The organism is Bacillus sp. ISL-46, assembly GCF_018613205.1.
Genome location: NZ_JAGGQR010000049.1, coordinates 58198 through 84893, shown reverse-complemented (window position 1 = coordinate 84893; position 26696 = coordinate 58198). Strand labels below are relative to the sequence as shown.

Sequence of the window (26696 nt, the reverse complement as noted above, 5' to 3'; positions counted from 1 at the left end):
AAGAACCGGGCGCATGCCCGGTCCTTAAAGTTTCTCTTAGTATTCTCCATCAAATGGTGTGAATGGGAAATTAAATCTTCTTTCAACTGCACGAAGGCGTTGATTAATGCGTTGGAGTCTTCGGTCGATTTGGGCTACTTGGCGTTGTAGTTGATTGATCTCTCTTTCTTGACGCTCATTCGCCCTCTCCAGTTGATTCAGTCTGCGCTCAACCTGCTGTGGCTGCCTTGCTGGGTCATATTGTTCAGGTTGAAGATAGGGATTAAATGGCTCTGCTGGAGCATAGGGATTCATTTGCTCTTGTTGATCATAGGAAATAAATTGTTCTGGTTGACCATAGTAATTCATTTGTTCTGGTTGTACATAGGCATTATAATCAACCGGCATTTGTGGCATTTGATAATAACCATACGGATTCATTGGGCATCTCTCCTTATGTGGTAAATACCCTATAGATTATGAAGGTGTAAAGGAGGTGTAACGGCGAATGCCCATTGCAGAGGAAAGTTATAAGTCATTATTCTACGATGCTAAACACTTCAGGTTATTACAGTATTAATATAGTAAAATATTTAAAATATTGAATATAAAGTCAAAACAGGTTATAATCATGTATATTCAAAATATTATCAATTCTCACAATAATTATTTTTATAAAAAAACATTGGAGGTCTGAACAAATGAAGAAATTTAAACTATTTTCAACTGTATTAATGGTAGCACTACTCTTAGTTCTTTCAGCTTGTGGAACGAGTAAGAGTACAAGCACAACAACTGGGGGAGACGGGGAAAAGAAGACATTGCGTGTGGTAACAGATGCCGCCTATGCACCGTTTGAATACCAGGATAAAGGGGAAGTTGTCGGTTTTGATATCGATTTTATCAATGTAGTGGCAAAAGAAGCTGGTTATAAAATTAAGGTGGAGCATGTTGGCTGGGATCCGATTTTCGTTGAATTAGATAAGAAAATCGCTGACATTGGACTTTCCGCTATCACCATCAACGATGAAAGAAAACAAACCTATGATTTTTCAGTACCTTACTTTTTATCAACCAATAAAATCTTAGTTCCAAAAGATAGTGATATTAAGAGTGCAGCAGATTTAAAGAATAATAAAACGGTAGCCGTTCAAAATGCAACAACTGGACAAGAAGCAGTTGAAGGTCTTTTAGGCAAAAATAGCGATAAAATCAAAAAGTTTGAAAATAATAACCTAGCAATCTTAGAACTAAAAAGCGGCGGAGCAGATGCTGTAGTTGCTGATAACACAGTTATCGAGCAATATGCAAAAAACAACCCGAAAGATAATTTTGTTGTCATTGAAGATTCAGCTGCTTTTGCTAAGGAATTTTACGGACTAATGTTTCCAAAGGGAAGCAAGATTAAAGCAGACTTTGATAAGGCTGTGAATGCGGTTATTGAAAACGGAACGTATGCAGAAGTATACAAGAAGTGGTTTAAAGTAGAACCCGATACACAAATCTTAAAAGATCAGCAGTAAACATCGCTGAATAAAATTGCGTAACTCTTAACCAAGCAGTTACGCAATTTTTGCTAGTTAGCTTCGAATAATTAGCTGGTAGTTTAATAGGGGGATTTAAAGTATGGATTTTCGTTGGGATATTTTAGTTGAATATGCTCCTTTTTTTCTTAAAGGAACATTACTAACCATTGGGCTTTCAATCGCTAGCATTTTGATTGGTACCATTCTTGGCTTATTCATCGGATTAGGGAAAATAATGAAAAATAAGCTCCTCGCCTGGCCTTTTACCATTTACATTACCTTTTTTCGAGGTACACCATTACTCGTTCAAATATTATTAATCCATTTTGCCGTCGTACCTCTTTTTCTTGGGAAAACAAGTCCCATTTTAGCTGCAATTCTTACTCTCTCATTAAACGCTGCGGCATATATCGCTGAAATCTTCCGCGCTGGAATTCAATCGATTGATCGGGGCCAGATGGAGGCAGCTCGCTCTTTAGGGATGAATCATGTACAAGCTATGCGGTATATCATCCTCCCGCAATCCTTTAAACGAATGATTCCACCGCTTGGAAATGAATTTATCGTCTTAATAAAAGAGTCATCGCTAGCGGCTCTTATTGCAACCCCTGAACTTATGTATTGGGGACGAGCCATGCAGGGACAGTATTTCCGAGTCTGGGAACCGTATCTTGCGGCCGCAGTTATTTATCTTGTGTTAACACTTTCCTTAAGCTTCCTGTTAAATCTTCTTGAAAGGAGGTTGGCAACCGAATGATTCAGGTAAAGAATTTAAAAAAATCCTTTGGCAAAAACGAGGTCCTCAAGGACATCAATGTTACAGTCAAGAATCAAGAAGTCGTCGTAGTAATTGGACCTTCGGGTTCTGGAAAATCGACGTTTCTTCGCTGTATTAATATGCTGGAAACCATTACAGGTGGTCATGTCTTAATTGAAGGAATCGATTTGACGGACAAAAAAACAGATATCAATAAAGTACGTACAGAAGTGGGAATGGTTTTTCAGCAATTCAATCTTTTTCCGCATAAAAAAGTGATTGAAAATATTATGCTTGCACCAATGAAAGTAAGAAATATTCCAAAGGAAAAAGCGAGAGCTAAGGGTTTGGAACTTTTACGGAAAGTTGGATTAGAGGATAAGGCAGATGCCTATCCCGATTCTTTATCCGGAGGGCAAAAGCAGCGGGTTGCGATTGCAAGGGCGCTAGCAATGGAGCCGAAAATCATGCTTTTTGATGAACCAACGTCTGCACTCGACCCTGAAATGGTTGGTGAGGTACTTGAGGTTATGAAGGACCTAGCTAAAGAAGGTATGACGATGGTGGTCGTGACACATGAAATGGGCTTTGCCAAAGAAGTTGGCGATCGGGTTATATTTATGGATGGCGGATTGATTGTCGAAGAAAATGTTCCGAACGAATTATTTGATCATCCGAAGGAAGAGCGAACAAAGGCGTTTTTAAGTAAGGTTTTATAAGAGAAAAGGGAGGCTCAAAGCCTCCTTTTTGTTAATTCCTCGAATGCCATCTTTCCAGCTTCGGAATGTTTCTTGTAAACATCCCCGCAATAAACTTCGGCATCCCAAATTCAACAATCTTTTGTTTTACTCTTTCTTTCATTTCGTCAACTCTAATATGAGGTAAAGTGAATTCTCCGTTCATATAGCAGTGGCTGCAGTACTTGGTGCTTTTCGTTCCGTCCTTTTCTGTCCCGCCCCCAAGCTCATCTTTTGCTAACGGCATTCCACAGCTTTGACAGTTTTTATAGCTGGTCATTTCTATCACCCCATTCTTTATTCAAAGTCAAAAACATCCACAATCCGGTCTGCTTTTAGCCGGTTTTGACACAGTTTAAATAATTGTTCCAAAAATACTTCGATATCAAGTAATGTAGAAGGCAGTTTGATTTGAACGGTTGTTGAACCAAACATTTGTTTAAAATAGGCCTTTCTTTGATCATTTTTTCCGTCTCGTTTAAAAGGTTTGTAAGCCCAGACAATATGGGGCACCCCATCAATTTCTTGGATTTGTCGTATCTCTGCGCAGGTTGTGGACCGATCATGTGCATAAATGACTAAATAATAGTTGTCATTACGATGCCAATCGATGAATAAAAAATAATAACCCGTATCGCTATCTGGCCTGGTTACCTCATATGCTGCTAACGTTGGTTTTCCATTAGTCCATTGATGAAACTTTTGGAGGCTTCCACCCGTAATTTCAAGTTTTTTAATCTCATAGGTCGATGAATTAGAGGACTCGATACAGTTAGCTAAAAATATAGCTTGTTCCTTTTCCAACTTAGATTTCCCCTTTATGTATTTGAACCAATTATACTTTGAAAGTGGATGAAAAAGAAAGAATGTCCAAATTTAACTTAAACATATTTTTAACTGAATTAGAAAGTGGTATACTTTATTTATTGATTATTCTGAAAATTAATAAGGAGGTTTTTTGATGAATTTTTACAAAGATGATATACATTTTCAATCACTGCTTAAAGAGCTACTCGATCAACCCTTTTTTGAATATGCAGACAAGGAGTTAACTGTCTTTGGTGAGAAATGTGCAACTGCTATCGATGATCGGGCAAGGTTTACGGACCGGGAAGGACAGCCGCGCTTAAACAGATATGATGCCTATGGTGAAGATATTTCTGAAGTATGGGTGAACGAGGGCTACAGAAGAACCGTTGAAGAAACTTACAATACTGGAATAGTTGGTTATGTTCATAAAGAAATTCCAGAACTCGGGGAAAAAGGAAATTACATATATTCTTATGCACAAGGGTATCTTCTCTCGCAAACAGAGCCTGGATTTTACTGTCCAGTCACATTGTCGATGGCTACTGCTTATTTACTTAACCAATATGCTTCTAAAGAAATGAAGGAGCAATTTTTGCCGCATGTCCTCTCAACAGGTGAAGTTCCACACTATGAGGGTGCTACATTTTTAACAGAGCGTCAAGGAGGCTCCGATGTCGGTGCGAATGAGACGAAAGCTGTTGAAGAAGGAGATCATTTCAAACTTTATGGAGAAAAGTACTTTGCCTCCAATGCCGGTATGTGCGGGGTCGCTATGGTTTTAGCGCGGAAAGAAGGTGCACCATCAGGAACGAAGGGACTGACTCTATTTGCAGTGCCATGGCGAAACCAGGACGGAACACTTAATGGGATTCGTATTCGCCGTTTAAAAGATAAACTTGGTGTCAGGGCAGTCCCTTCTGCTGAGGTGGAATTTGATGCCTCAGATGCCTTTGTAGTGGGCGATCCAGCGAAAGGTTTTTACTATATGATGGAAGCTCTAAATCTATCAAGAGTCTGCAATGCCGTTGCCTCATTAGGAATTATGAGAAGAGCCTATTATGAAGCAAAGGAATATTCTTTAAAAAGGGATGCGTTCGGAAGTAAGCTCGCAAACTATCCAATGATCAAGGACACGCTGACACGGCTTGCGGTAAAGCTGGAAATTGAAACCCGCACCGTTTTTAGCTATCTTCCTTTATTTGAGCGCGTTATGAATAATCAAGCAAGTCAAAAGGAGGCCATTCTCAATCGTCTCTACATCGCCCTTTTGAAAAAAGAAACGGCAGAACAAGCGATTCATTATGCACATGAAGCGATAGAAATGCACGGCGGAAATGGTTATATTGAAGACTTCGTCACCCCTAGACTATTGCGGGACGCTCAAGTCCTGACTGTCTGGGAAGGAACGGCCAATATTCTCGGGTTGGAGGTTCTGCGTTTAATCGAGAAGTATAAGGCAGAAGAGCTGTTTTTAGAAGAGATGAGTCAACGCTTACGGGGAGCTGCCCATTTGCCATCCGAATGGACTTATTTGGTTGAAAATAAATTAATTCAATTGCAGAACCTATCGAAATCATTACGTACGGCATCCGCAGATCATAAAACCTTTCACTCGAAAAAGGCGGCCGAACTTATGGTGAAAATTTTTGAGAGTATTGTCGCGCTTGAACAGGCAGCAAGCGGTGACCGCCGTGCCATCATAGTAATGGAGGTATTTTTAGAGGAGACGTGGAAGTCTTCTTACTTGTTTAATGAAGAAATGAGGACAGTCGAATACTTTTCGGAAATTGTTTTGAATTCAAAGAGTGAGAAACCTTTATCAGTCAGATAAGTGAACTCTATGAAGCTTGCCATTTCATGGTGGGCTTATTTTTTTAGTTTGATTTGAAAATAAGAATTCATTTTACGTTTAATAATCAATCTATTTCCAATGATATCCAGCAAATGTCGTAAGTTTCGTAAAATATGTAGTAAGTGTCATTAATTATTTTTCTTTGTCTCCAAAATGAAATACAAATGACATCCTTTTAAAAAATTGCTCTGGTAGAATCGTATAATTAGGACTTATAATCAGAAAATCCGTCGAATAGTATATAGAATAATTAGGCCTCTTTTCCATATGAATGACAGAGAGTGGTGTAATTGGAGGGAAAGATATGACATTAGAGACGCAATTAAAACAGAAAACGTATTATGAAATGTTCATTAATGAACATGAAAATATTCATCCGATCCAGGTGCTTGGTGAACTGTTTCAGGAGGAAGCGCTAAAGGACCTGCCTGATTTATCGTCTATTCGCTTTGCGCAGGGGGAAGTGTACTTCCATCATAAAGATTATGAGGCTGCCATTTTTAAATGGGAGAATATAATCAATGAACTTGAACCCTGGGCAAAGAAAAATACTGCGGATGCATATTATGAGTTAGGTTTATTATCGACTGCTGAAGACCTTTATTGTGCAATTCAAACCAATAATCTCACCCTAAATACGGAAGTGGCCTTACAGTTATTTTCGTTGTATATAGAGCGAGATAAGCTCGACTTGGCCTTGTCGGTGATTAAAAAAACAATTGCTGCAAATCCAGATTATCCAAATGTAACGGAAATCGCCCGTACTTTTTTTGAAGAGCAGCAGGATTGGAATCATGCAATTGAACTAGCAGTAAACGAGGCAAAACGGACGGAATCATTAGACTGGTACGATATGATCATTACCTATGTGGAAAATGGTGTGGCTAGAAGTCATGCGCCGAGTTATTTTTCACAGGCTTTACTTGAAGTGTTTAGTCTGAATAAACAAAAATTTGAGATGCTTATTTCCGCCCTTTGGGACAGCTATAAGAATGAAGAATCGTATTTTACTTGGATAAGAGAAATGAACCATTTGTTATTAAACCTTGAAATCAGTCGGGATAGAAACTTATCTGTACTTTCAGGCCTCCATAAGGAAGCATTTTTCAACATAATTGATGGAAGGTATTTCATTAAAAGTCTGCAGGATTTTATTCCAGACTTCCTAACAAATTGGTTACGACTTGCCGATCGTAAAGATACCGTGCTTGCAGCAGCTGCCGTGCTCTCATGGAATGAGCTTTTTCCAGCAAGCATAAGTATGTCTATCGTTAGTGAGGCTGAAAAACTGATCAGCATTACGGAAACTGATATGGACGAATTAGAGGAGTGCCTGACACTATTTGATGCTATTACGAATTGGGCCCAATCAAATGAGATGGGCGAGAATAATCGAGTAAAATGGATTGTTGAGCAATTAGTCGATTTTGACAAACAACATCTATTAATTACCGGGTTAAGCGGAAGTGGAAAATCGACTTTTGTTAATTTGGTTCTTGGAGAGGATTTACAGGACAGCCCAACCTCTTCTGTGGTCATGTTTAAAGATTCTGCTGAAGAAGAAATCATAGAAATTACTGATCGAGAGAAGACTCGTTTATCTGGTTTTTCTGATTTTCAAGAACGAATGGACCGACGCCGTAATGCGTTGGAATCTATGATTGAATTTAGGCGTCCGAACGCCTTTTTGCAGGAAAATAAGGTTGCTCTAATTGATACCCCTGGCCTAAAAGGAAACTATAATGATTCCTATGAAGTATTGAAGAATCTGCAATTGGCAGATACCGTCCTCTTTGTGCTCGATGCAAATGCACCGTTTACGGATAAAGAAAGGTCAGTGCTTGCAAAGATTCAAGAGTTAGCTCCTGATATTCCAGTTCATTTTCTATTGAGTAAGACCGATACGCTTGTAAATGAGCAGGAAGCGATAAGAGTTTTCGATGAAACTAGGGCGAGGATTCAATCCTATTTACCGGATGCTTTCGTGTTTGCTTTTTCATCGCAATATGAAAGCAGTCAGCAGCTTAAGGACTTAAAAGAGTTTATCCAATCCATTAAAAATATGAGAAACATTGAAGATAAGCGGTTGGCAAAGCTGTTGTTCTATATTCGGACCACGATTGCCAGCCTTATGCAAAAACGGATTGATGTTGAAAATCAATTGGTAGAATCCGTACGTTGGAATGAAGAAATGCTGCAGAAGTTAACGGGGGCAGTAAATCAACTGAAGGATACGGAGACCCAAAAAACAAAAGCAGTGGTGCAGTCCTACGGTGCCATCAAAGCTTCAATTGAAAAGGATATATCAGAGTCTGTTCCAAAGATGCTTCAAGAGTGTTCCTCTTTCATTAAAGAAGACAGTAATTTTAGCAAGATTCACTTAGAACTTAATGATGAGATGAACAAAAGACTGGAAGTATACCTAGATCAGACGGTCATGCCAAAATATTACCACTTGCTCCAAGAATGGATTGAGGGATGCAAAGAGGAGTTCGTGCAAGGGCAGGAATTCTTGAATGAAATAGGTGAAGGCTTTAATCACATGTATGGGGAAGAACGCCTCAGCCTTGATTGCGATTTTAAAGTGCTCGATGATTGGCACCGTGATACTGACCGGATGACAAGTCGCTTTCAGTTGGAAACTGTCAATATTCTGCTGCGCAGAACCCCGTCTCAATTTTTATTAAAAAGCGCTGGTAAGCTGTTTGGTGCCATGACACAAAATAAAGCACCGCTTTTTAACAAATACAAATCATTTGTAGAAAATGAGGAGTATATCGAAGCGATTTCTGCCGTCAAGCAACAGTTTTTCCAGCAATTTGAGCTGTTTGAAAAATCACTGGAGCGAGATGTTACCCTATTTTTCAAGAGTCCATTGAATCTGTTAAATCGTTCAGTGGAGGAAGCAAGATCAGGAATTCAATCAAACCAAGAAATGCTTACGAATATGAATACCAATCCAGAAATGTTCCGCGATCCGTTGACACTATTTGAAGTTAGATTGCGTCAGTTTGAGTGGATGACGGTGGCAGGAAAAGGCATGCAAACCGTCTATTAATATTTGAAAAGGGAAGGTGTCCGAGGCATCTTCCTTTTTTATGAAATTGCGTTGCCCAAATGTCAAAAAAATGGTAGCCTATGGGTAATCTGTTTTGAAGGAGGGAAAACGAGTGATTAAAGTAACGGGTGCACAAACAGAGGCTTGTGTTTTTTCGAACTATCCTCAGGAAACAGCCCTAGAGCAAATCCAAGAGCTATGTAATCAAGCTTTTTTAAAGGATACAAAGATTAGTATTATGCCAGACTATCACGCCGGAAAGGGTTGTGTGATTGGAACAACCATTCAGCTAAAGGATAAGGTCGTCCCAAATCTAGTGGGTGTAGATGTCGGCTGCGGCGTGTTAACCGTCAAACTTCAGGATCAAAAAATTGATTTTAATAAACTTGATCAAGTGATCCGTACGTATGTCCCAAGTGGGCAGGAGCTTCATACAGAGGAGACAGTCAGGTTTATTAATACTAGTTTTCCCGCCATTCAAGAATTTGAAGCAGATCACATATTGAGTGAAAATAGAAGCCTTTATAGCTTAGGTACATTAGGCGGAGGGAACCATTTTATTGAGGTCTCAGTTGATACCAATGGCTATCACTATTTAACCATCCACACTGGCAGCCGCTATGTTGGGGCGAAGATTGCCACCTACTACCAAAAGGTAGCTATCTCAAAACTTCGTCAGCAGGATTTAACTGATATCATTGACCAATTAAAGGCGGAAGGACGTCAAAAAGAAATCGAAGCAATGATTAAAAGCTATAAAGAAAAGAATCCCGTTATTCCGAATGATTTAGCGTATTTAGAAGGCGAGGATTTTCATAACTATATGCATGATATGAAGTTAGCTCAAGCATTTGCAAAAGCTAACCGCGAAGAAATTGCAAGAGCGATCACGGAAAATATGGGACTAGAGGAGCAGGACCGCTTCGATACGGTACACAATTATATCGACACGGAGAACCTGATTTTACGAAAAGGGGCCGTGTCCGCGCAAAAAGGCGAACGTCTTATTATTCCGATTAATATGAGAGACGGGTCGATTCTAGCAGTCGGTAAAGGGAACGATGAATGGAATTATTCTGCTCCGCATGGTGCGGGTCGCGTATTGAGCCGCACGAAAGCAATGAAAACTCTCAATATGGACGATTTTCATAAAACAATGGAGGGCGTGTGGACGACGTCTGTTTCGGAAGAAACCTTAGATGAAGCGCCAATGGCCTATAAGTCAATGAATGAAATTTTAGAAAAGGTAGAAGAAACTGTTGAGATTGCAGGTTTCATTAAACCGGTTTATAACTTTAAAGCCAGTGAAAAGTTCACACCTGGAAGATTTAAAAAATGATAGATTTGGGAGAGAGAGACTGTAAAAATAGTCTCTCTCTTTTCTTTTTTCAATAATTTCTGTACTCCTGTATTAATATCCTTTTGAAAAATTAACAAGATTAATCGATGGGATATTACTAGAAAGATATTCTTTTAAGTTAGGGATCAATATGTTTTCAATGACCCGCTGATTATAGTGATCGGTTGACCCAGAAGTGTGGGGGGTGATGATTACATTTTCCATCTCCCATAACGGACTTTCCGGACTCAACGGTTCTGTTTCAAACACATCGAGTCCTGCTCCCGCGATTGTTCCTTCCTTTAATGCCTGGATAAGGTCAGCTTCCACGACAATCTCCCCACGGCCGATATTCATAAAGAATGCGGACGTCTTCATTTGCTTAAATTGTTCTGCGCCAAACATTTGATTCGTTTCCTTTGTGAGCGGTAATGTAACCACAACATAATCACATTTTGGCAGCAGCTGATCTAATTGGTCTGGAGTATACATTTCATCCACATAGTCCTCTGGCTTTCCAGAGTGCCTGACTCCAAGGACGTGCATGCCAAATGCTTTAGCGATTTTCGCTGTTTCTTTCCCAATGGTACCGACGCCGATAATTCCAATGGTTTTTTCATGTATTTCTAGTCCCATATGGGCATGATGCCAAGTTTTCTTCTGTTGGTTTTTAACATAGGTATGGATTTTTCGTGTTAAGCCAAGCATTAATGCAAAAATAGTCTCAGAAATCGGATAGGCATGGACGCCATTAGCACTAGTCAAGTAAATGTTTCTAGAATCCATCTCTTCAAGCGGCAGGTAATCAACACCGGCACTCCATGATTGGAGCCACTTCAGCTTGGAATATGGAGCGAGGCAGTATTCTTCTATCCCATTATGCCAGCCAGCGATGATTTCCGCGTCCTTTAGATGCTCTTGCCAAATATTTTTATCCTTGCCTACAATCAATTCCCAATCAGGTATCATCGCATTGATTTGTGTTATGTAATCTTGATCAATATTACGGGTGATAACCATTTTTTTCATAAGTGGGGATTCCTCCAATTTAACAATGTTTTCTTTATTTAATGATAACGGAAATCAAAAAAATTGATAAGGTTTTTGTTTACTAGTCGGACACTAATCCGAAGAAACCAACAAATTTTATAAAACTATCTGATATCCAAATATTCTTTTTCCATCTTCTGTGCTATTATTTAGAAATACGAAGTAAATATAAGTAAGCGGATCTTCAGTGTGAAGATTCTTTTTTATTGGAGTGAAGGGAGGGGATTGTTTGAAAGAGCGTTTGTGGACGAAGTCGTTTATTATGCTCATGGTGGGAAATCTGTTTGTGTTTATGTCATTTCAAATGCTTATTCCCACACTGCCGCCATATATAAAATCCATTGGGGCCTCGGGGCTGGAGATCGGCCTAGTGACGGCATTGTTTTCGATTGGCGCTGTCATTAGCCGGCCGTTTATCGGCTTTATGCTTGAGTATAAGCCTAGAAAAGCACTAGTTTTAATAGGAGCAATTATGCTTTTAATGGTCACGATTCTTTATCCTGTTTCACAGGTTGTGGTGATTTTTCTATTATTCCGTTTTGTCCATGGTCTTGCCTGGGGCTGGTCAACAACTGTAAATGGCACAGCGGCGGTTGATGTGATTCCAAATTCACGGCTCGGTGAAGGGATGGGCTATTTCGGACTTTCGATGACAATTGCATACATTATTGCCCCTAGTGTAGGAATATTTGTTTACAATATTACTTCTTTCACGAATCTAATTTATTTTTCAGCGATATTAGGGGTTATCTCGATCATTTTACTTACTGCTGTAAAGTATCAAACTCCTAAAGCAGTGATAAATACTAGAAAAGAAGAATTGAAATTTTCCTATCTAGGTTCACTGGTTGAAAAATCAAGTTGGTTTCCAGCATTTATCACGATTATCATCAATTTAGGTTACGGATCGGTGGTCACATTTATTGTCATTTTTGGTGAAGAGCGTGGCATTGAGCAGATCTTTTTATTTTATATTTTTAATGCGGTGATGGCCACATTGGGCAGACCATTTGCAGGGAGATGGTTTGATGAGAAGGGCCCAATAGGACTTGTATTGTTCTGTACATTCGCTACATTTGTTGGCATATGGGTACTCTCTTTTGCACATTCCAGCTTATTTATTGCCATTTCAGGTGCATTATTCGGTATCGGATTCGGTTGCTTGATACCAACGCTGCAATCTTGGGCCTTACTCATGACACCTGCACATCGACGAGGTGTGGCCAACGGGATGATCTTTTCGTCGATTGATTTGGGGATTGGGCTAAGCGGTCTTATTTTTGGGGTGCTCGCCCAGTTTGTTGGGACGGCATCTATCTTTCGTATCGCTAGTCTTTTTCTCATAGCAGCTATTGTTTTAGTTGTAATAATGGAAAGAAGAAAACGAGCGTCGTTAAAAGACGAAGTAGCAAAGGAAAAGGTCAGGACATCATATTAAATGAGGTCCTGACCTTTTTTATGTTTTAATCCAGCCTGGGAGCAATTTCATTTACAACTTTATAAAACTGTTCAGTAAATGTTCACTTTTCTGGAAAAGATGTCCATACCTAAAACACATTCATTAAAGGTCAACAGTAAATGACTAGTATTCTAGAGTTTTTCTCTTTGGCATAATACTTGCATCATAGAATCATAGGAAATCCTAATAGGAGGTATAAACTATGCAAATTCAAACTTGTCGTGCGATTGTTACCGGCGGTGCCTCAGGGCTTGGAGAGGCAACCATCCGTAACATTGTTCAAAACGGAGGAAAAGCTGTTATTTTTGACCAATCGGAAGAAAATGGTTTACGTCTCCAAAACGAACTTGGTGAAGCCGTTTTATTTTTAAAAGCAGATGTCACTATAGATGAAGACATTCAGGAAGCAGTTAGTAAAGCTGCTGCGTTTATGGGTGGAGTGAATACCGTAGTGAACTGTGCAGGGATTGGGATTGCGGAGAAAGTGCTTGGCAGAAATGGCGTGCATAATCTTTCACTTTTTTCAAAAGTCATTCATGTGAATTTAATCGGTACTTTCAATGTGATACGGATCGCTGCTGAGAAGATGATCAGTAATAAAGTGAATGAACAGGGTGAAAGAGGTGTGATTATTAATACTGCTTCTGTTGCTGCTTATGACGGACAAATTGGCCAGGCCGCTTATAGTGCCTCGAAAGGTGGAATTGTCGGAATGACTCTGCCGATTGCAAGAGAGCTTGCTCGCTACGGAATTCGTGTGATGACCATTGCTCCTGGACTTTTCCATACACCGATGTTTGATACTCTTCCACAAGAGGCGAAAGATTCACTTGGAAAGATGGTGCCGTTCCCGTCAAGACTAGGATTCCCGAGTGAATACGCACAACTAGTTCAAAGCATCATTGAAAATCCAATGTTAAATGGAGAAACACTTAGGCTTGATGGGGCAATAAGAATGCAGCCGAAATAAAGGTGAAGTTGGGGAAGGCATAAGCCCTTCTCTTTTTCGTTCGTATGGAATGATCAGAAGTATTGTTAAAATATTCAAAAATATCCCTCTTTTTTGTTACAATAAAGATATGAATAAAAGGGGGTAACGAAATGCTCCAAATTAAAGAGCTTATTACGCCAGTCGATTGTATAGTTACCGAAAATACGACACTAGTTGAAGCCATCAGTCTGATGAACAAAAAGAAGTGGAACCTGCTTCCTGTATCGGATGTTGGTAGAAAACTAGTTGGCGTTTTTACCCGAAGCAGTTTGTTTCAAATGGTTTTGGACGAGAAACCCCTAACCACTCCTATCAAAAAATACATAAAAGCTCAGGTTAAAACACTGCCCATTAATACCCCATATGAAAAAATCGAATTGATTGTCAAAAACAGTCAGGTTGGCACCGGTGTGATCATCGATGAACATGACCAGGTCGTAGGAATCCTCACGAAAACAGATATGGTCATGTCACTGCTGCAAACCTCACAAGAGTTAAAAACAGTAAAAACCTTAAAAAGGACATTAGAAACAGCTTTAGACCATGCCTATGACGGGATTGTCATGACGGATGAAAAGAAAAACATCCTGATGGTCAGTCCTCCTCTACTCGAATTATTTAATCTTCAACTGGAAGCAGTTCTATACCATCCCGTTGCGAAAGTATTACCGGAATTACAATTAGACAATGTTTATCAATCAGAAACCGCTGAGGTTAGCGAATTTTTAGAAATCAATGGTATTAAATATATCGTCCACCGAATTCCCATTCAAGAGAATGGAAGAATCATTGGAGCTATTGGCAAGGTCGTGTTTAGACAATTAAATGAGGTCAGCGAGTTATTCAAAAAGTTACAGAAAGCGGAAAATAAGGCGAGTTTTTATCATCAGCAATTCCAGAAGTCAGAGTCAGCCAGGTTTACTTGGGATCACCTATTAACCGTTGATCCATATATGGAAAAGTTGAAAAAAAGTGCGGCCAAAGCGGCAAAAGGAAGGTCAACTATTCTTATCCGTGGTGAAAGTGGAACGGGTAAAGAATTGTTTGCTCAAGCAATTCATAATAGCAGTGCAAGAAATACAGGAAAGTTTATTGTGGTGAATTGTGCAGCGATACCAGAGGATTTGCTAGAATCAGAGTTTTTTGGCTATGACGAAGGGGCCTTTACGGGTGCGAGACAAAAAGGAAAACTTGGAAAGTTTGATTTGGCTAATGGTGGAACGCTCTTCCTTGATGAGGTAGGGGACATGTCACTCTCATTGCAGGCCAAGCTGCTGCGCGTGCTTCAGGAAAGAGAGTTCTACCGGGTTGGCGGTACGGTAAGAATTCAGGTTGATGTCAGAATCATTGCTGCCACCAATCGAAATCTTGAGGAAATGGTCCAAGAGGGTCTTTTTAGAGAGGATTTATATTATCGTCTCAATGTTATTTCATTAAATGTCCCGCCACTCCGCGATCGACTGTATGATACTGATCATTTGATTGGGCGGTTCATGATTGAATTGAATCAAATTTTAGGAACTAGCATTACTGGTATCGAAGATAGGGCAAGAGGAGCGATGTTAGATTATGCCTGGCCTGGAAATGTCCGTGAACTGCGAAATGTCATGGAACGGGCCATGACATTTGCGGAAAATGGGAAAATTAGATTGGAGGATCTTCCCGATTATTTAGTGAAGCAGGTTTCCGTTGTAGAGCCTTCTTTAAATGTGTCACTTGTCGAAAACGCAGAACTCGAAGCGATTAAAAAGGCATTAGTACAAGTACAAGGGAATAAAGTAAAAGCGGCTAGATTACTAGGAATCAGCCGATCCGGTTTATATGAAAAAATCAAAAAATACAAACTGCCGACCTAGGGTGAAGAGTGTCCAAAAAATGGACACCTTTTTGTATTTTGTGTTTGCTTGAAAAACATATCGTCATTTAAGGCTGCTGCTTTTCAGGCTGATGGCCTACGTATTGTTTTTTTGAATAACTGGCACAAAAATTGCATGAATATTGAGGGAAGTCTTTTTGAAGGAGGATTCTTATATGAATATCGGAAACCTTTTAGCGCAAAATGCCCGCAAATTTCCTGAAATACTAGCCATCGAATGTGAAGGACGAAGTTATACGTATCGCCAATTTAATGAAGAAGTAAATAGACTGGCAAACGGCTTATTGGTCCAGGGGGTAAATAAGGGTGACAAGCTGGCAATGATGATGAAGAATTCCGATTACTTTGTCTTTACGTTTTTTGCCGCTGCCAAAATTGGGGCCGTTGCCGTACCTGTTAACTTTCGTCTAACTGCATCAGAGGTTCACTATATTTTAGACCAATCCGATACGTCTTTCGTTATGTGTGATAAGGAGTTTGAACAAATAATCACAACTGCCAAACAAGGCACGGAAACCCGGTTGGTCATTACAGTTGGTGACGCAGAAATAACTGGATACCATTCGTATGAAAGGATTTTATCCAATAATCTAAATGAGCCGGATGTTGAGGTTTCCGAGCAGGATGATTTAGAAATTCTCTACACATCGGGGACAACCGGCCAGCCTAAAGGTGCTCTTTTTGATCATAGTCAAATTTTTAAAGTAGGGATTGCTGTTGTTATTAATATGGGGATTAGACAGCATGAACGAATTCTCCACCTCGCACCGCTGTTTCACTCAGCGCAGTTAAACTTGTTCCTTATTTCTGGGGTGGCACTTGGTGCTACTCATATTATTCATCGCGACTTTCATCCAGTTAAAACGCTCCAGGCGATTCAAGAACATAAAATTACCCATCTTTTTGCGGTTCCAGCTATGTATAACTTTCTACTCCAAGTTCCCAATGCAGCAGATTATAATTTATCTTCTATTAAAAGAGTCGGATACGGGGCTGCGCCAATGGCACCGGAACTGGTCAAAAAAAGTATTCAGCTCTTTAAAACCGATCAATTCTATAACCTTTGCGGCCTAACTGAAGCAGGGCCTGGAGGAATTCTCCTCGATCCAGAAGGACATAAACATCACCTTGGCAAGGGTGGGAAACCTATTTTCTTGACGGAAACAAGGGTTGTCAATGAAGAAGGTAATGATGTATTACCTGGAGTGATCGGTGAATTTATTGTTCGCAGTGACATGGTGATGAAGGAATATTATAAAAAGCCGGAAGAAACGAAGAGCACCTTGAAAAATGGCTGGCTCTATACCGGAGACTTAGCGACGATTGATGAAGAAGGTTATATCACGTTAGTTGATCGTAAAAAAGACATGATTATATCAGGCGGAGAAAATGTTTACTCCGTTGAGGTTGAAGGTATTCTTTTTGAACATCCGGACGTCCTCGATGCGGCTATTATTGGTTTGCCCGATGAGGTTTGGGGAGAAGCAGTCTGTGCGATTATTGTGCCAAGGGAAGGTGCAGTGATAGATGAGAGGGAATTGAAGAACTTCTGTCGTCAAAAACTAGCAGGCTATAAAGTTCCAAGGCAAATTTTTATAGAAGAGCAGCTGCCGAGGAACGCTTCTGGGAAAGTATTGAAGTACCAGCTTCGTCAGAAGATGAGAGAGGTGGGAAGCGGTAAATTGAACTAAGAAAACAATAGTTGGAAATTAATTTCCAATAAATGTCGTAAAGATCGTGAAATTGGTAGTAAGTGCCCAATAATATGTAGTAAGTATCTGAAAATATGTCATAAGTGCCCAATAATATGTAGTGAGTATCAGAAAATATGTAGTAAGCTGAGGAATTATAAAAAAAACACAGATAGAAAGCGCTTCCAATTGAAAGTGAGGTAATTTAACATGAAACATCCATACTTAAATGAAGATCATGAAATTTTTCGCAAGTCATTGAGAAAGTTTTTGGACAAAGAAGCATATCCCTTTTATGAGCAGTGGGAGGAGGACCGGATGATTCCGCGTTCCTTCTGGAAGAAGATGGGGGAGCAGGGGTTTCTTTGCCCTGATATTGATGAAAAATATGGCGGCAGTGAGGTCGATTGGGGATTTGCGGTCGTCATTAATGAAGAGTTGGAACGAGTGGGCTCAGGCTTAATTGGGATTGGCCTCCACAATGACATTGTCGTCCCCTACATCACCGCCTATGGGACAGAAGAGCAAAAGCAGCGCTGGCTGCCGAAATGTGTTACCGGTGAAATTATTACAGCGATTGCAATGACAGAACCGGGCACAGGATCTGACCTGGCCAACATCAAAACAACGGCAAAATTGGATGGAGACCACTATATTGTTAATGGACAAAAGACATTCATTACCAATGGAATTCAATCGGACATCATCGTTGTTGCTGTTAAAACGGACCTAAATGCGGTACCAAAGCATAAAGGTGTTAGCCTCCTCGTCATCGAGAGAGATGCCCCTGGTTTTTCACGTGGAAGAAAGTTAAACAAAGTCGGTCTCCATTGCCAGGATACAGCGGAATTAATCTTTGAAGATTGCCGTGTACCGAAAGAAAACCTGCTGGGGGAGGAAGGTAATGGTTTCCTTTATTTAATGGAAAAACTCCAACAAGAACGGCTTCTTGTCGCAATTGGGGCGCAAACTGCCTCAGAAGTCATGCTCAAAATGACGATGGACTATGTAAAAAGCAGAGAAGCGTTCGGAAAACCAGTCAGCCAGTTTCAAAACACCCAATTTAAAATAGTCGAAATGGCAACCGATATTGAAATGGGTAGAGCCTTTTTGGATCAATTAATTGCCGAGCATATTGAAGGGAAAAACGTAGTAACGAAGGTCTCGATGGCGAAATTTAAGCTGACCGATATCGCCAAGAAGATTGCCGCAGAGTGTATGCAGCTCCATGGCGGCTATGGATATATGGAAGAATATGAGATTGCGAGACGATTCCGTGATATTCCTGTTTCCAGCATCTACGCAGGTACCAATGAAATTATGAAAACGATTATTGCGAAAAATCTAGGATTATAGAGAGGAAGATGACTATGCGTGAAGTAGTAATTGTTGAAGGAGTACGTACACCAGTAGGAAGAAGAAATGGCGTGTTAAAAGATATCCGTCCGGATGACTTATCAGCCCTGACATTAAAGGAACTAGTCAATCGAGCAGGGATCGACCCAGCGCTTGTGGAGGACGTTATTTGGGGTTGTGTTACCCAAGCCGGCGAGCAAGCAGGCGATATTGCAAGAGTTGCTGCGTTAATTGCCGGCTTCCCAATCGAAGTCCCGGGGACAACAATAGACCGCCAATGCGGCTCAAGTCAACAAGCTGTGCATTTCGCTGCTCAAGCGATCCTTGCCGGTGATATGGACATTGTGATCGCCGGCGGTGTTGAAAGCATGTCCCGTGTTCCGATGGGTTCAAACTACAAAGGGGCTGAGGAACCTTTTAGTCCAAATTTAAGGTCAAAGTACGAAATGATTCATCAAGGATTGTCGGCCGAGCGGATTGCGGAAAACTATGGCTTTACCCGTGAAGCGCTGGATCAATTTTCCCTTGAAAGTCATCAAAAAGCACTTAAGGCACAGGAGGAAGGTTATTTTTCAAGAGAAATCTTCCCAATCGATGTAAAGCTTCCTGACGGTACAACAACTGTCATCAAGGATGATTCTGGTCCGAGAAAAGGAACCTCTATAGAAGCATTGGCAGGTCTCCGCACTTCCTTTAAAGAGGATGGAGTGATTCATGCCGGAAACTCCAGCCAAATAAGTGACGGGGCAGCTGCCTTATTACTCATGTCGCGCGAAAAAGCAGAAGAGCTTGGTCTAAAACCGCGCTTCCGTGTTCACACACGCGTGGTGGTTGGCTCGGATCCAACTTTGATGCTGACAGGACCAATTCCGGCTACACAAAAGGCACTAGAAAAGTCTGGCTTATCAATCGATGATATTGATGTGTTTGAAGTCAATGAAGCCTTCGCCTCTGTTCCGCTGGCTTGGCTGAAGGAGATTGGTGCAGACCCAGCAAAACTAAATCCAACTGGCGGAGCGATTGCCCTTGGTCATCCGCTTGGCGGCAGTGGGGCGCGTTTAATGGTGACAATGATGCACGAACTTGAGCGGACCGGCGGGCGCTACGGATTGCAAACCATGTGCGAAGGCCACGGAATGGCAAATGCGACGATTATTGAGCGGTTAAACTAAGAGTTATTTAGATTCGCTGGTTGACCATCAATATTCGCTGATTGGCCACAGGAATTCGCTGATGAACTATAAAGATACGCTGATAAACTAGCAAAACATACGAAAGACCATAAAAAGTTCAGTAATGGAGGCGATTCAATGACGACGACAATCGGGAAAATCTTTGATTTGACGGTGAAAAAGTATCCGAACAAACAAGCCATTTACGATGTCAGAAAAAATGTCCGGTTTACTTATAAGGAATGGAGCGAACAAGTAAACCGGCTCGCCAATGCCCTCTTAAAAGAAGGCGTTCAAAAAGGCGATCGTGTTTCCACCTTCATGTTTAATACCGAAGAATTAGGGACAGCATTTTTCGCCTGTGCGAAAATTGGTGCGATTTTCAATCCGATTAATTTTCGCTTGATGCAAGAAGAAGTTGCCTATATTCTTTCTGATGCCACCCCAAAGGTTGTTCTTTTTGAAAAAGTATTGGAACCTGTTATGTCAGCGATCGCCAATCGCTTCGACAAGACCTCCTTCTGGTTTATTGATGACGAGGCCCCAGCGTATGCTGCTTGTTATCAGGAAAAACTGGCCGCTTCATCAACCGAGGGCGTTCAGGCGGACGTAAAGGAAACCGATCTATATGCGTTTATCTATACCAGCGGGACAACGGGAAGACCGAAAGGAGTTATGCACACCCACCGCAATATGGTAGACCAAAGTGTATTCTGTATTGCCTCATGCAAACTTAGAGTGGAAGACGTTGGTCTCGTAACTGCACCAATGTTTCATTGCGCTGAACTCCATTGTGCGTTCCTGCCAAGGATTCATGCAGGAGCAAGTAATGTCATATTGCATCAATTCAATCCAAAGGCGATCCTCCAATTGATCGAACAAGAAAAAATCACGAAATTCTTTGCAGCGCCAACCATGTGGAACATGCTCCTACAAGAGGACCTAAGCAAATATGATCTATCCAGTCTGAAGCTTGGTTTATATGGTGCGGCGCCAATGGCTCCATCACTCGTTCATGCACTCCATGACAGCCTAGGAATCTCATTAATTCAAGCCTATGGAATGACCGAAATGGGCCCAGCCATTACTTTTCTATCAGAAACGGACCAACTGAGGAAAGCAGGTTCGGCAGGGCAAGCAGCCTTGAGTCATGATATTCGGGTTGTTCGCACTAGAGAAGACGGCCCCTCGGATCCAGATGATGTCGTTCCAGTAGGTGAAACCGGAGAGATAATTGTTCAAGGACCATGTATGATGGCCGGTTATTTCAAACGAGCAGAAGCGACAGAAAAAGCATTGTATAAGGGTTGGTACCATTCCGGAGACATTGGCTATCTCGATAATGATGGTTACCTTTATGTTAATGACCGTGTCGATGACATGATTATCAGTGGCGGCGAAAATATCTATCCAAGGGAAGTCGAAGACCTCTTGCATGCCCACCCAGGTGTCCTTGACGTGGCAGTAGTTGGCCAGCCAAATGATCGGTGGGGCGAGACTGTAACTGCCTTCGTGGTAAAAAAGGATCTGAAGGTAACTGACGAAGAACTGGATATACACTGCAAAAACAGCAATCAGCTTGCCAATTACAAACGCCCGAGGAAATACATTTTCTGTGAAGCGCTGCCTCGAAATGCCAGTGGGAAAATCATGAAATTTGTCTTGAGAAAACAACTGGAGGAGCTATTTACCCCAGGTACTACAAATTCGTAAAAGAGGGTACTTACTATGTTAAAAGGTATAAAAGTCATTGATTTCACGAACTACTTGCCGGGTCCCTTCGCAACCTTACGATTGGCCGAATTGGGTGCGGAGATTATTAAGGTGGAGCCTCCTGAAGGAGATCCTGCCAGGCATACGGGGATTTCTAAGCAGGGAAGCGGGCTTGTTTTTCTCGCTAACAATCGTCAGAAAAAAAGTATCACCCTTAACTTGAAGGAGCATGAAGGAATCGACACAGCGCGGAAATTAATTGCAAACGCGGATGTGGTTCTCGAAAGCTTTAGACCAGGTGTCATGGAGAAGCTCGGGTTAGGATATGAGGCGGTTCAAAAGGTAAAGCCTGATATTGTCTACTGCTCTATTTCGGGTTACGGGCAGAAAGGTCTGTTAAGTAAGCTAGGGAACCATGACCTTAATTATATGGCATTAAGTGGGGTTTTAGCCCAATTCAAGGATAAAGCCGGCAAACCTGTCCATCCGTCGATTACGCTTGCCGATTATATAGGCGGTTTTGCGGCTAATGAACGGATATTGGCCGGGCTCGTTTCGAAAGCGTTAACAGGAAAAGGAAGCTATCATTCTATTTCGATTACTGACCACCTGGTGTCATTATTAGGGAATCATGTCATGGTTGAGAAAGAAACCGGGGCGGGAACTGGCATTAATGTTCTTAATGGAAGCATCATTTCCTACGCCTTATATGAAACGATGGATGGACGTTACATGAGCATTGGTGCACTCGAACCAAAGTTTTGGAATAATTTTTGCAGGGCTCATGGTCGTGAAGAGTGGACTCAGGAACATTTTTCTCAAACGAATGATTCTAATTCTGTTTTTCTAGAGGTCATTGCGCTTTTTAAAAGCAAAACCTTCTTTGAGTGGATTGAATTCGCCCAAAAGGTAGACTGCTGTATGGCTCCTGTCCTTGAGATAGGGGAATTAAACGAGAACCCTTACTTTCAAGAGAAGGAGCTCATCTTTGCCTCTTCTTGGGGAGACTATCAAGTTAAAATGCACAGTGACTTAGATCAGGAATCCATCACCCCTCCGCCTCAAAAAAACGAGCATAAAGACGAGATATTGAATAATATTTTGATATAAAAGGAGAATTTAGACTGCCCTAGGATAATTTGGCAGTCTATTCTTTGTATAGATTGTAATAGCACCTTACAATATGAAAACATTAATGTATAATAATGGTATAATCGCTCTCCGTGTTTCCTTTATCTCAGTTGGAGCGCTCCAGTCCATACGCCGCTAAACGGGCGCCTCCGCTTTTTAATTGATTTGTTTTAAGCTAAAGTCAACAAAGGACTCTGAACGAATGGTTTTTTCGTGAAAGGTTAAAAATGATGTAACCTGATTCGGGATAACGATGCATCTCATCCCTGCTTCGATTGCAGCCAAGGCTCCATTAAGTGAATCTTCAATTGCTAGTGCCTCTTGCGGCTCAACCTGAAACTCCTCTAAAGCCTTTAGATAAAGGGCAGGGTCAGGTTTAACTTTAACTACATCTTCTCGTGTTTTAATGACAGAGAAATAATTCCAAAGCTTAAACTGTCTAAGGAATCCTTCGACCCATTCTCTCGATGAACTCGAGGCAAGCCCAATCATAAGCCTGAGCTCCCTAGCTTCCTCTAATTTCTCCACAACTCCCTCACGCACTTCTAAGATTCCCTTTTTTTCTAAGAAGCGCTCATGGGCCAATTTATTTATTTTTTTCGAATCAACCATCATTCCAGTTTGTGCCTCTATGTACTGAAATAATCCTTCATCTGTAGTGCCAATACATTTAGCAAATTCCTCTAGCGGCAATTCAATATTGAACTTCTCTTTTAACAATTCCTCAAATACTTGATACCAAATCGTCTCGGTATCAATAATGGTTCCATCAAAATCAAAAATAACAGCTTTAATTGCCATAGTCTCCTCCATTCTAGTGTACCAATATCACTTCAAGGTAGTTTCATTATAAATTGAATCCCTGCTTCTGTCGCAAAATTAACTAAAAGAATAGAAACAATTTACCAAAGGTTTACTTATTATTATTGATAAATGCTTTTTGAAAATCCAATTACTAGCAGTATAATAGAGTAAGAATATTATTAACTTAATAGGTTCATCTATGTATTGAAAGGAGGAAAAATGTTGTTTGAAAAAGCATTGCCATTACTAGAATCGCACTTCGGTTATAGCTCCTTCAGGACAGGACAAGAGCAGGCAATCCGTTCCGTTTTATCCGGCGAAAACACAATTACTGTTATGCCTACGGGTGGCGGGAAATCCATCTGTTATCAAATTCCTGCACTTGTCTTACCCGGTACCACAATTGTCATTTCCCCACTGATTTCTTTAATGAAGGACCAGGTTGATGCCCTCATTCAAGTCGGTATTCCAGCAACATTTATCAATAGTTCGTTAAGTTTTGGTGAAGCAAATAAGCGAATGCATGAAGCGGCCACAGGAAAATACAAGCTATTATATATTGCACCGGAACGTTTGGAATCACGAGATTTTCTTGAAGACCTATACAGCATGGAAATTCCATTAGTAGCAGTAGACGAGGCCCACTGTATATCACAATGGGGACATGATTTTCGGCCAAGCTATCGCCATATTCAACAACTAATTAATAGCCTGCCGCAAAGGCCAATTGTATTAGCACTTACTGCTACAGCAACACCAAAAGTACGTGAGGATATTTGCAATTTATTGAACATTGATGAAGAGAATACGATTATTACTGGATTTGAGCGGGAAAACCTATCCTTTACCGTTATCAAGGGTCAGGATCGGGATAAGTTTATCAGAGACTATTTAAAAAAGAATGATAAAGAAGCAGGCATAATCTATGCAGCAACTCGAAAGAACGTCGACCAACTTTATGAAAAACTGCTGAAAGCAAACATAAAGGCGGCCCGCTATCATGCAGGGATGGGTGATGTGGAGCGAAACCGTGAACAGGAACGATTCTTAGCAGATAATGCCACTGTGATGGTGGCGACCTCTGCCTTCGGGATGGGTATAGACAAAAGCAATATCCGATATGTCATTCACTATCAGCAGCCCAAAAATATGGAGAGTTATTATCAGGAAGCGGGCCGTGCGGGCAGGGATGGTCTTAAGAGTGAATGTATCATGCTTCATTCCTCACAGGATGTGCAAATTCAGCGTTTTTTAATTGATCAATCCAGTGATCGAAGCCGAATCACACAAGAATTAGCTAAACTCCAGCAAATGGTCGATTATTGCCATACCGAAAACTGTCTGCAGGAATTTATCTTAAAATATTTTGGTGAAACTGAAACAGAGCCTTGTGGTAGATGCGGCAACTGCTTGGATACGAGGACAAGCATCGATGTAACGAAGGAAGCCCAAATGGTGATGTCTTGCGTCATTCGGATGGGGCAGCGCTTTGGTAAAACGATTACAGCCCAAGTGTTAACAGGATCGAAAAATAAAAAAGTAACAGAAATGGGTTTTGACAGACTTCCAACCTATGGAATCATGAAGGATAGGAGTTCGAAGGATGTCAGCGACTTTATTGAATTCTTGATATCACAAGAATTAATCGCGATCGAGCAAGGGCAATTTCCAACCCTATTCGTTTCACCAAAAGGAAAAGATATTCTGTTAGGTAAAGAACAGGTCCATCGCCGTGAAACTGTACAGGTGAAACAAGTGGCCAAGGATGATCCGTTGTTTGAAGTGTTAAGAGAAGTGCGGAAGCAGATTGCCGAATTAGAAAAAGTACCACCATTTGTCATTTTTTCTGATGCTGCCTTAAAAGATATGTGTGCGAAACTGCCGAAGTCTACGGAAGATTTTTTACAAGTAAGTGGAGTAGGGGAACTGAAACTTAAAAAATATGGGCTTGAATTTATTCAAGCTATCCGTACCTTCTGCGAAACAAATGTAGACTATCAAAGTGAGTTGGTACCTGTAGAGAAAGCTCCAAAGAAGCCTGCCAAAAAAGCTGGGGTAACCGATACGCATTTGGAAACCTTAAAATTACACCAGGGTGATTTTTCGATAGCAGAAATTGCTGAACAGAGGGATTTGGCTGTCAGCACGGTGGAAACCCACTTGCTTCAATGTGCGCAACAAGGTTTAGAAGTTGATTTTTCAAAACATATTCCTGATGAATACATTCCGCTTCTGGAAAAAGCCTTGGCAGAAGCTGGCCGTGAGCGCCTCAAACCAATCAAGGAATTGCTTCCTGAGGAAGTAAGCTATTTTATGATCAAAGCCTATGTTTATTTTATTAGCAAAAAGAAATAGTTTGGCAAAAAGAGGGCACACATCAGAGAAATATTAAAATTATCAATATTTTTAGAATATTCCTAATAGTTGTCGATATCCCTGTTATCTTGTTGATATTTCCCCGGGAATTTGTCGATATCACGCCTAATAAAAAGAACAGGGCAGCAATCTAACTTAGCTGCCCTGTTCTTTATCATATTCATCTAAAAATGGCTTATTAGCATAATAGTACATCATCGCCATGAAAACAGCGCCGCCAATCAGGTTGCCAATCGTTACCGGCACTAGATTGTGAATCACTCCACCCCACGAAATCGTCCCTGGATGGTTTAAAACTAAGGCAATGGCAAACGTACACATATTAGCGATGCTATGTTCATACCCGGAAATAAAGAAACAAAAGACAAACAGCATCATCGCAAACATTTTCGGTCCGTCTCCTTTTAACCCCATTGGAAGAAAAAAGGCCATGCAGACAAGCCAATTACAAAGGATTGCTCGGAAAAATAACTCAGTTATTGGAACTTGCATCTTTATTTCCACAACATGAAGTAAAAAGCCGTTAACCTCGGAACTTTCATAAAGTCCCGTTGTAAAAATAATAAAGGCAAAAACCGCCGCACCGAGAATGTTTCCCGCGTAACTACAAATCCATAGTTTTACGACGTCTATCCAGGTCATTTTCTTGCGCAGTGCGGCATAGGTGTAATAAAACGTATTTCCAGTAAACAAATCACCACCGCCATAGGCAATTAAAATGATGGCAGCCCCGAAGGTAAGTGCCGCCATCGGATAGGCGAACGGGTTATCTTTAACATAAAAGAAATTCCCCGTTTTAAAAGCTACAATGACCCCGAATCCAATAAACATACTGGCAAGCGCTGCCCGTAAAATATAACGGAGGATGCTTTGCCGAAAGATTTTCATCTTTTTTAGGGCGAGTTTCTCGGCTTCTCCTAAAGGCTGCATTTCCATGTTTGTCATAACCACCATTCACGAATAGATATTATCCGTTTATTTTTAATCGAAAAGGGCTTAGTTATGTATTAGTGGGTAAA

At 40.9% G+C, this 26696-nt stretch carries 21 protein-coding genes; 15 read left to right on the top strand and 6 right to left on the bottom strand.

Features of this window, described 5'->3' with window-relative positions:
* Nucleotides 1–36: 36 nt before the first annotated feature.
* Nucleotides 37–420, bottom strand: coding sequence for a hypothetical protein (locus J7E67_RS23040; protein WP_214715240.1), 384 nt, complete (start codon nt 418–420; stop codon nt 37–39).
* A 260-nt stretch (nt 421–680) separates the two neighbouring features.
* On the opposite strand from J7E67_RS23040, the gene J7E67_RS23035 reads away from it, so the two are divergent.
* From J7E67_RS23035 to J7E67_RS23025, 3 genes are all read left to right on the top strand, one after another.
* Complete coding sequence (locus tag J7E67_RS23035) at nt 681–1502, top strand: basic amino acid ABC transporter substrate-binding protein (RefSeq protein ID WP_214715242.1); 822 nt, start codon at nt 681–683, stop codon at nt 1500–1502.
* Nucleotides 1503–1605: 103 nt separating this feature from the next.
* Entirely contained in the window at nt 1606–2262 is a 657-nt protein-coding gene (locus J7E67_RS23030; protein WP_214715244.1) for an amino acid ABC transporter permease, read from the top strand.
* Nucleotides 2259–2981 carry an amino acid ABC transporter ATP-binding protein gene (locus J7E67_RS23025; RefSeq protein ID WP_214715245.1) on the top strand — a complete coding sequence of 241 codons (723 nt, stop codon included), beginning with the start codon at nt 2259–2261 and terminating at the stop codon, nt 2979–2981. The genes J7E67_RS23030 and J7E67_RS23025 overlap by 4 nt, the downstream gene beginning before the upstream one ends.
* A gap of 31 nt (nt 2982–3012) precedes the next feature.
* Here J7E67_RS23025 and J7E67_RS23020 read toward each other — a convergent pair whose 3' ends face one another.
* A complete protein-coding gene (locus J7E67_RS23020) occupies nt 3013–3279 on the bottom strand; it encodes a zinc ribbon domain-containing protein (protein ID WP_214715246.1) in 267 nt (88 codons plus the stop codon).
* A gap of 17 nt (nt 3280–3296) precedes the next feature.
* Nucleotides 3297–3803, bottom strand: a complete 507-nt coding sequence (locus J7E67_RS23015) for a hypothetical protein (protein ID WP_214715247.1) — start codon at nt 3801–3803, stop codon at nt 3297–3299.
* Between the two features lie 157 nt (nt 3804–3960).
* Here J7E67_RS23015 and J7E67_RS23010 point away from each other — a divergent pair, with 157 nt between their 5' ends.
* The 3 genes from J7E67_RS23010 (at nt 3961) to J7E67_RS23000 (ending at nt 10058) form a co-directional block, all read left to right on the top strand.
* Nucleotides 3961–5640, top strand: coding sequence for an acyl-CoA dehydrogenase family protein (locus J7E67_RS23010; protein WP_214715248.1), 1680 nt, complete (start codon nt 3961–3963; stop codon nt 5638–5640).
* Nucleotides 5641–5965: 325 nt separating this feature from the next.
* On the top strand, nt 5966–8719 hold the full coding sequence (locus tag J7E67_RS23005; RefSeq protein WP_214732890.1) for a dynamin family protein: 2754 nt from the start codon (nt 5966–5968) through the stop codon (nt 8717–8719).
* A gap of 112 nt (nt 8720–8831) precedes the next feature.
* The gene (locus J7E67_RS23000; protein ID WP_214715251.1) at nt 8832–10058 is read left to right on the top strand and encodes an RtcB family protein; all 1227 of its coding nucleotides are present in this window, start codon (nt 8832–8834) and stop codon (nt 10056–10058) included.
* 72 nt (nt 10059–10130) lie between these two features.
* On the opposite strand, the gene J7E67_RS22995 is transcribed toward J7E67_RS23000, so the two are convergent.
* Nucleotides 10131–11087: a D-2-hydroxyacid dehydrogenase gene (locus J7E67_RS22995; protein ID WP_214715252.1), complete on the bottom strand. Its 957-nt coding sequence runs from the start codon at nt 11085–11087 to the stop codon at nt 10131–10133.
* Between the two features lie 250 nt (nt 11088–11337).
* On the opposite strand from J7E67_RS22995, the gene J7E67_RS22990 reads away from it, so the two are divergent.
* The 8 genes from J7E67_RS22990 (at nt 11338) to J7E67_RS22955 (ending at nt 22476) form a co-directional block, all read left to right on the top strand.
* Nucleotides 11338–12546, top strand: coding sequence for an MFS transporter (locus tag J7E67_RS22990; protein WP_251026937.1), 1209 nt, complete (start codon nt 11338–11340; stop codon nt 12544–12546).
* A 223-nt stretch (nt 12547–12769) separates the two neighbouring features.
* A complete protein-coding gene (locus tag J7E67_RS22985) occupies nt 12770–13537 on the top strand; it encodes a 3-hydroxyacyl-CoA dehydrogenase (protein ID WP_214715253.1) in 768 nt (255 codons plus the stop codon).
* Between the two features lie 131 nt (nt 13538–13668).
* Nucleotides 13669–15414, top strand: a complete 1746-nt coding sequence (locus J7E67_RS22980) for a sigma-54-dependent Fis family transcriptional regulator (protein WP_214715254.1) — start codon at nt 13669–13671, stop codon at nt 15412–15414.
* Nucleotides 15415–15589: 175 nt separating this feature from the next.
* On the top strand, nt 15590–17125 hold the full coding sequence (locus J7E67_RS22975) for a long-chain-fatty-acid--CoA ligase (RefSeq protein ID WP_214715255.1): 1536 nt from the start codon (nt 15590–15592) through the stop codon (nt 17123–17125).
* Nucleotides 17126–17335: 210 nt separating this feature from the next.
* Entirely contained in the window at nt 17336–18481 is a 1146-nt protein-coding gene (locus J7E67_RS22970) for an acyl-CoA dehydrogenase family protein (protein ID WP_214715256.1), read from the top strand.
* 14 nt (nt 18482–18495) lie between these two features.
* A complete protein-coding gene (locus tag J7E67_RS22965; RefSeq protein ID WP_214715257.1) occupies nt 18496–19653 on the top strand; it encodes a thiolase family protein in 1158 nt (385 codons plus the stop codon).
* Nucleotides 19654–19791: 138 nt separating this feature from the next.
* Nucleotides 19792–21366, top strand: coding sequence for a fatty acid--CoA ligase (locus J7E67_RS22960; protein ID WP_214715259.1), 1575 nt, complete (start codon nt 19792–19794; stop codon nt 21364–21366).
* Between the two features lie 15 nt (nt 21367–21381).
* Nucleotides 21382–22476 carry a CaiB/BaiF CoA transferase family protein gene (locus J7E67_RS22955; RefSeq protein ID WP_214715261.1) on the top strand — a complete coding sequence of 365 codons (1095 nt, stop codon included), beginning with the start codon at nt 21382–21384 and terminating at the stop codon, nt 22474–22476.
* 177 nt (nt 22477–22653) lie between these two features.
* Here J7E67_RS22955 and J7E67_RS22950 read toward each other — a convergent pair whose 3' ends face one another.
* The gene (locus J7E67_RS22950; protein ID WP_214715263.1) at nt 22654–23298 is read right to left on the bottom strand and encodes an HAD family hydrolase; all 645 of its coding nucleotides are present in this window, start codon (nt 23296–23298) and stop codon (nt 22654–22656) included.
* Nucleotides 23299–23523: 225 nt separating this feature from the next.
* On the opposite strand from J7E67_RS22950, the gene recQ reads away from it, so the two are divergent.
* Nucleotides 23524–25656 (top strand): DNA helicase RecQ, encoded by a 2133-nt coding sequence (gene recQ, locus J7E67_RS22945; RefSeq protein WP_214715264.1) that lies wholly within the window; start codon nt 23524–23526, stop codon nt 25654–25656.
* Between the two features lie 156 nt (nt 25657–25812).
* Here the strand turns inward: recQ and J7E67_RS22940 are convergent, their stop codons facing one another.
* Complete coding sequence (locus J7E67_RS22940) at nt 25813–26613, bottom strand: formate/nitrite transporter family protein (protein WP_214715265.1); 801 nt, start codon at nt 26611–26613, stop codon at nt 25813–25815.
* Between the last annotated feature and the right edge of the window lie 83 nt (nt 26614–26696).

Coding starts and splice junctions, on each gene's coding strand:
- J7E67_RS22965 (WP_214715257.1), top strand. CDS start 18,496: ATGCGTGAAGTAGTAATTGTTGAAGGAGTACGTACACCAGTAGGAAGA.
- J7E67_RS22975 (WP_214715255.1), top strand. CDS start 15,590: ATGAATATCGGAAACCTTTTAGCGCAAAATGCCCGCAAATTTCCTGAA.
- J7E67_RS22960 (WP_214715259.1), top strand. CDS start 19,792: ATGACGACGACAATCGGGAAAATCTTTGATTTGACGGTGAAAAAGTAT.
- J7E67_RS23025 (WP_214715245.1), top strand. CDS start 2,259: ATGATTCAGGTAAAGAATTTAAAAAAATCCTTTGGCAAAAACGAGGTC.
- J7E67_RS22940 (WP_214715265.1), bottom strand. CDS start 26,613: ATGGAAATGCAGCCTTTAGGAGAAGCCGAGAAACTCGCCCTAAAAAAG.
- J7E67_RS22955 (WP_214715261.1), top strand. CDS start 21,382: ATGTTAAAAGGTATAAAAGTCATTGATTTCACGAACTACTTGCCGGGT.
- J7E67_RS23035 (WP_214715242.1), top strand. CDS start 681: ATGAAGAAATTTAAACTATTTTCAACTGTATTAATGGTAGCACTACTC.
- J7E67_RS22985 (WP_214715253.1), top strand. CDS start 12,770: ATGCAAATTCAAACTTGTCGTGCGATTGTTACCGGCGGTGCCTCAGGG.
- J7E67_RS23040 (WP_214715240.1), bottom strand. CDS start 420: ATGAATCCGTATGGTTATTATCAAATGCCACAAATGCCGGTTGATTAT.
- J7E67_RS23030 (WP_214715244.1), top strand. CDS start 1,606: ATGGATTTTCGTTGGGATATTTTAGTTGAATATGCTCCTTTTTTTCTT.
- J7E67_RS22970 (WP_214715256.1), top strand. CDS start 17,336: ATGAAACATCCATACTTAAATGAAGATCATGAAATTTTTCGCAAGTCA.
- J7E67_RS22995 (WP_214715252.1), bottom strand. CDS start 11,087: ATGAAAAAAATGGTTATCACCCGTAATATTGATCAAGATTACATAACA.
- J7E67_RS23020 (WP_214715246.1), bottom strand. CDS start 3,279: ATGACCAGCTATAAAAACTGTCAAAGCTGTGGAATGCCGTTAGCAAAA.
- J7E67_RS23005 (WP_214732890.1), top strand. CDS start 5,966: ATGACATTAGAGACGCAATTAAAACAGAAAACGTATTATGAAATGTTC.
- J7E67_RS22980 (WP_214715254.1), top strand. CDS start 13,669: ATGCTCCAAATTAAAGAGCTTATTACGCCAGTCGATTGTATAGTTACC.
- J7E67_RS23010 (WP_214715248.1), top strand. CDS start 3,961: ATGAATTTTTACAAAGATGATATACATTTTCAATCACTGCTTAAAGAG.
- J7E67_RS22950 (WP_214715263.1), bottom strand. CDS start 23,298: ATGGCAATTAAAGCTGTTATTTTTGATTTTGATGGAACCATTATTGAT.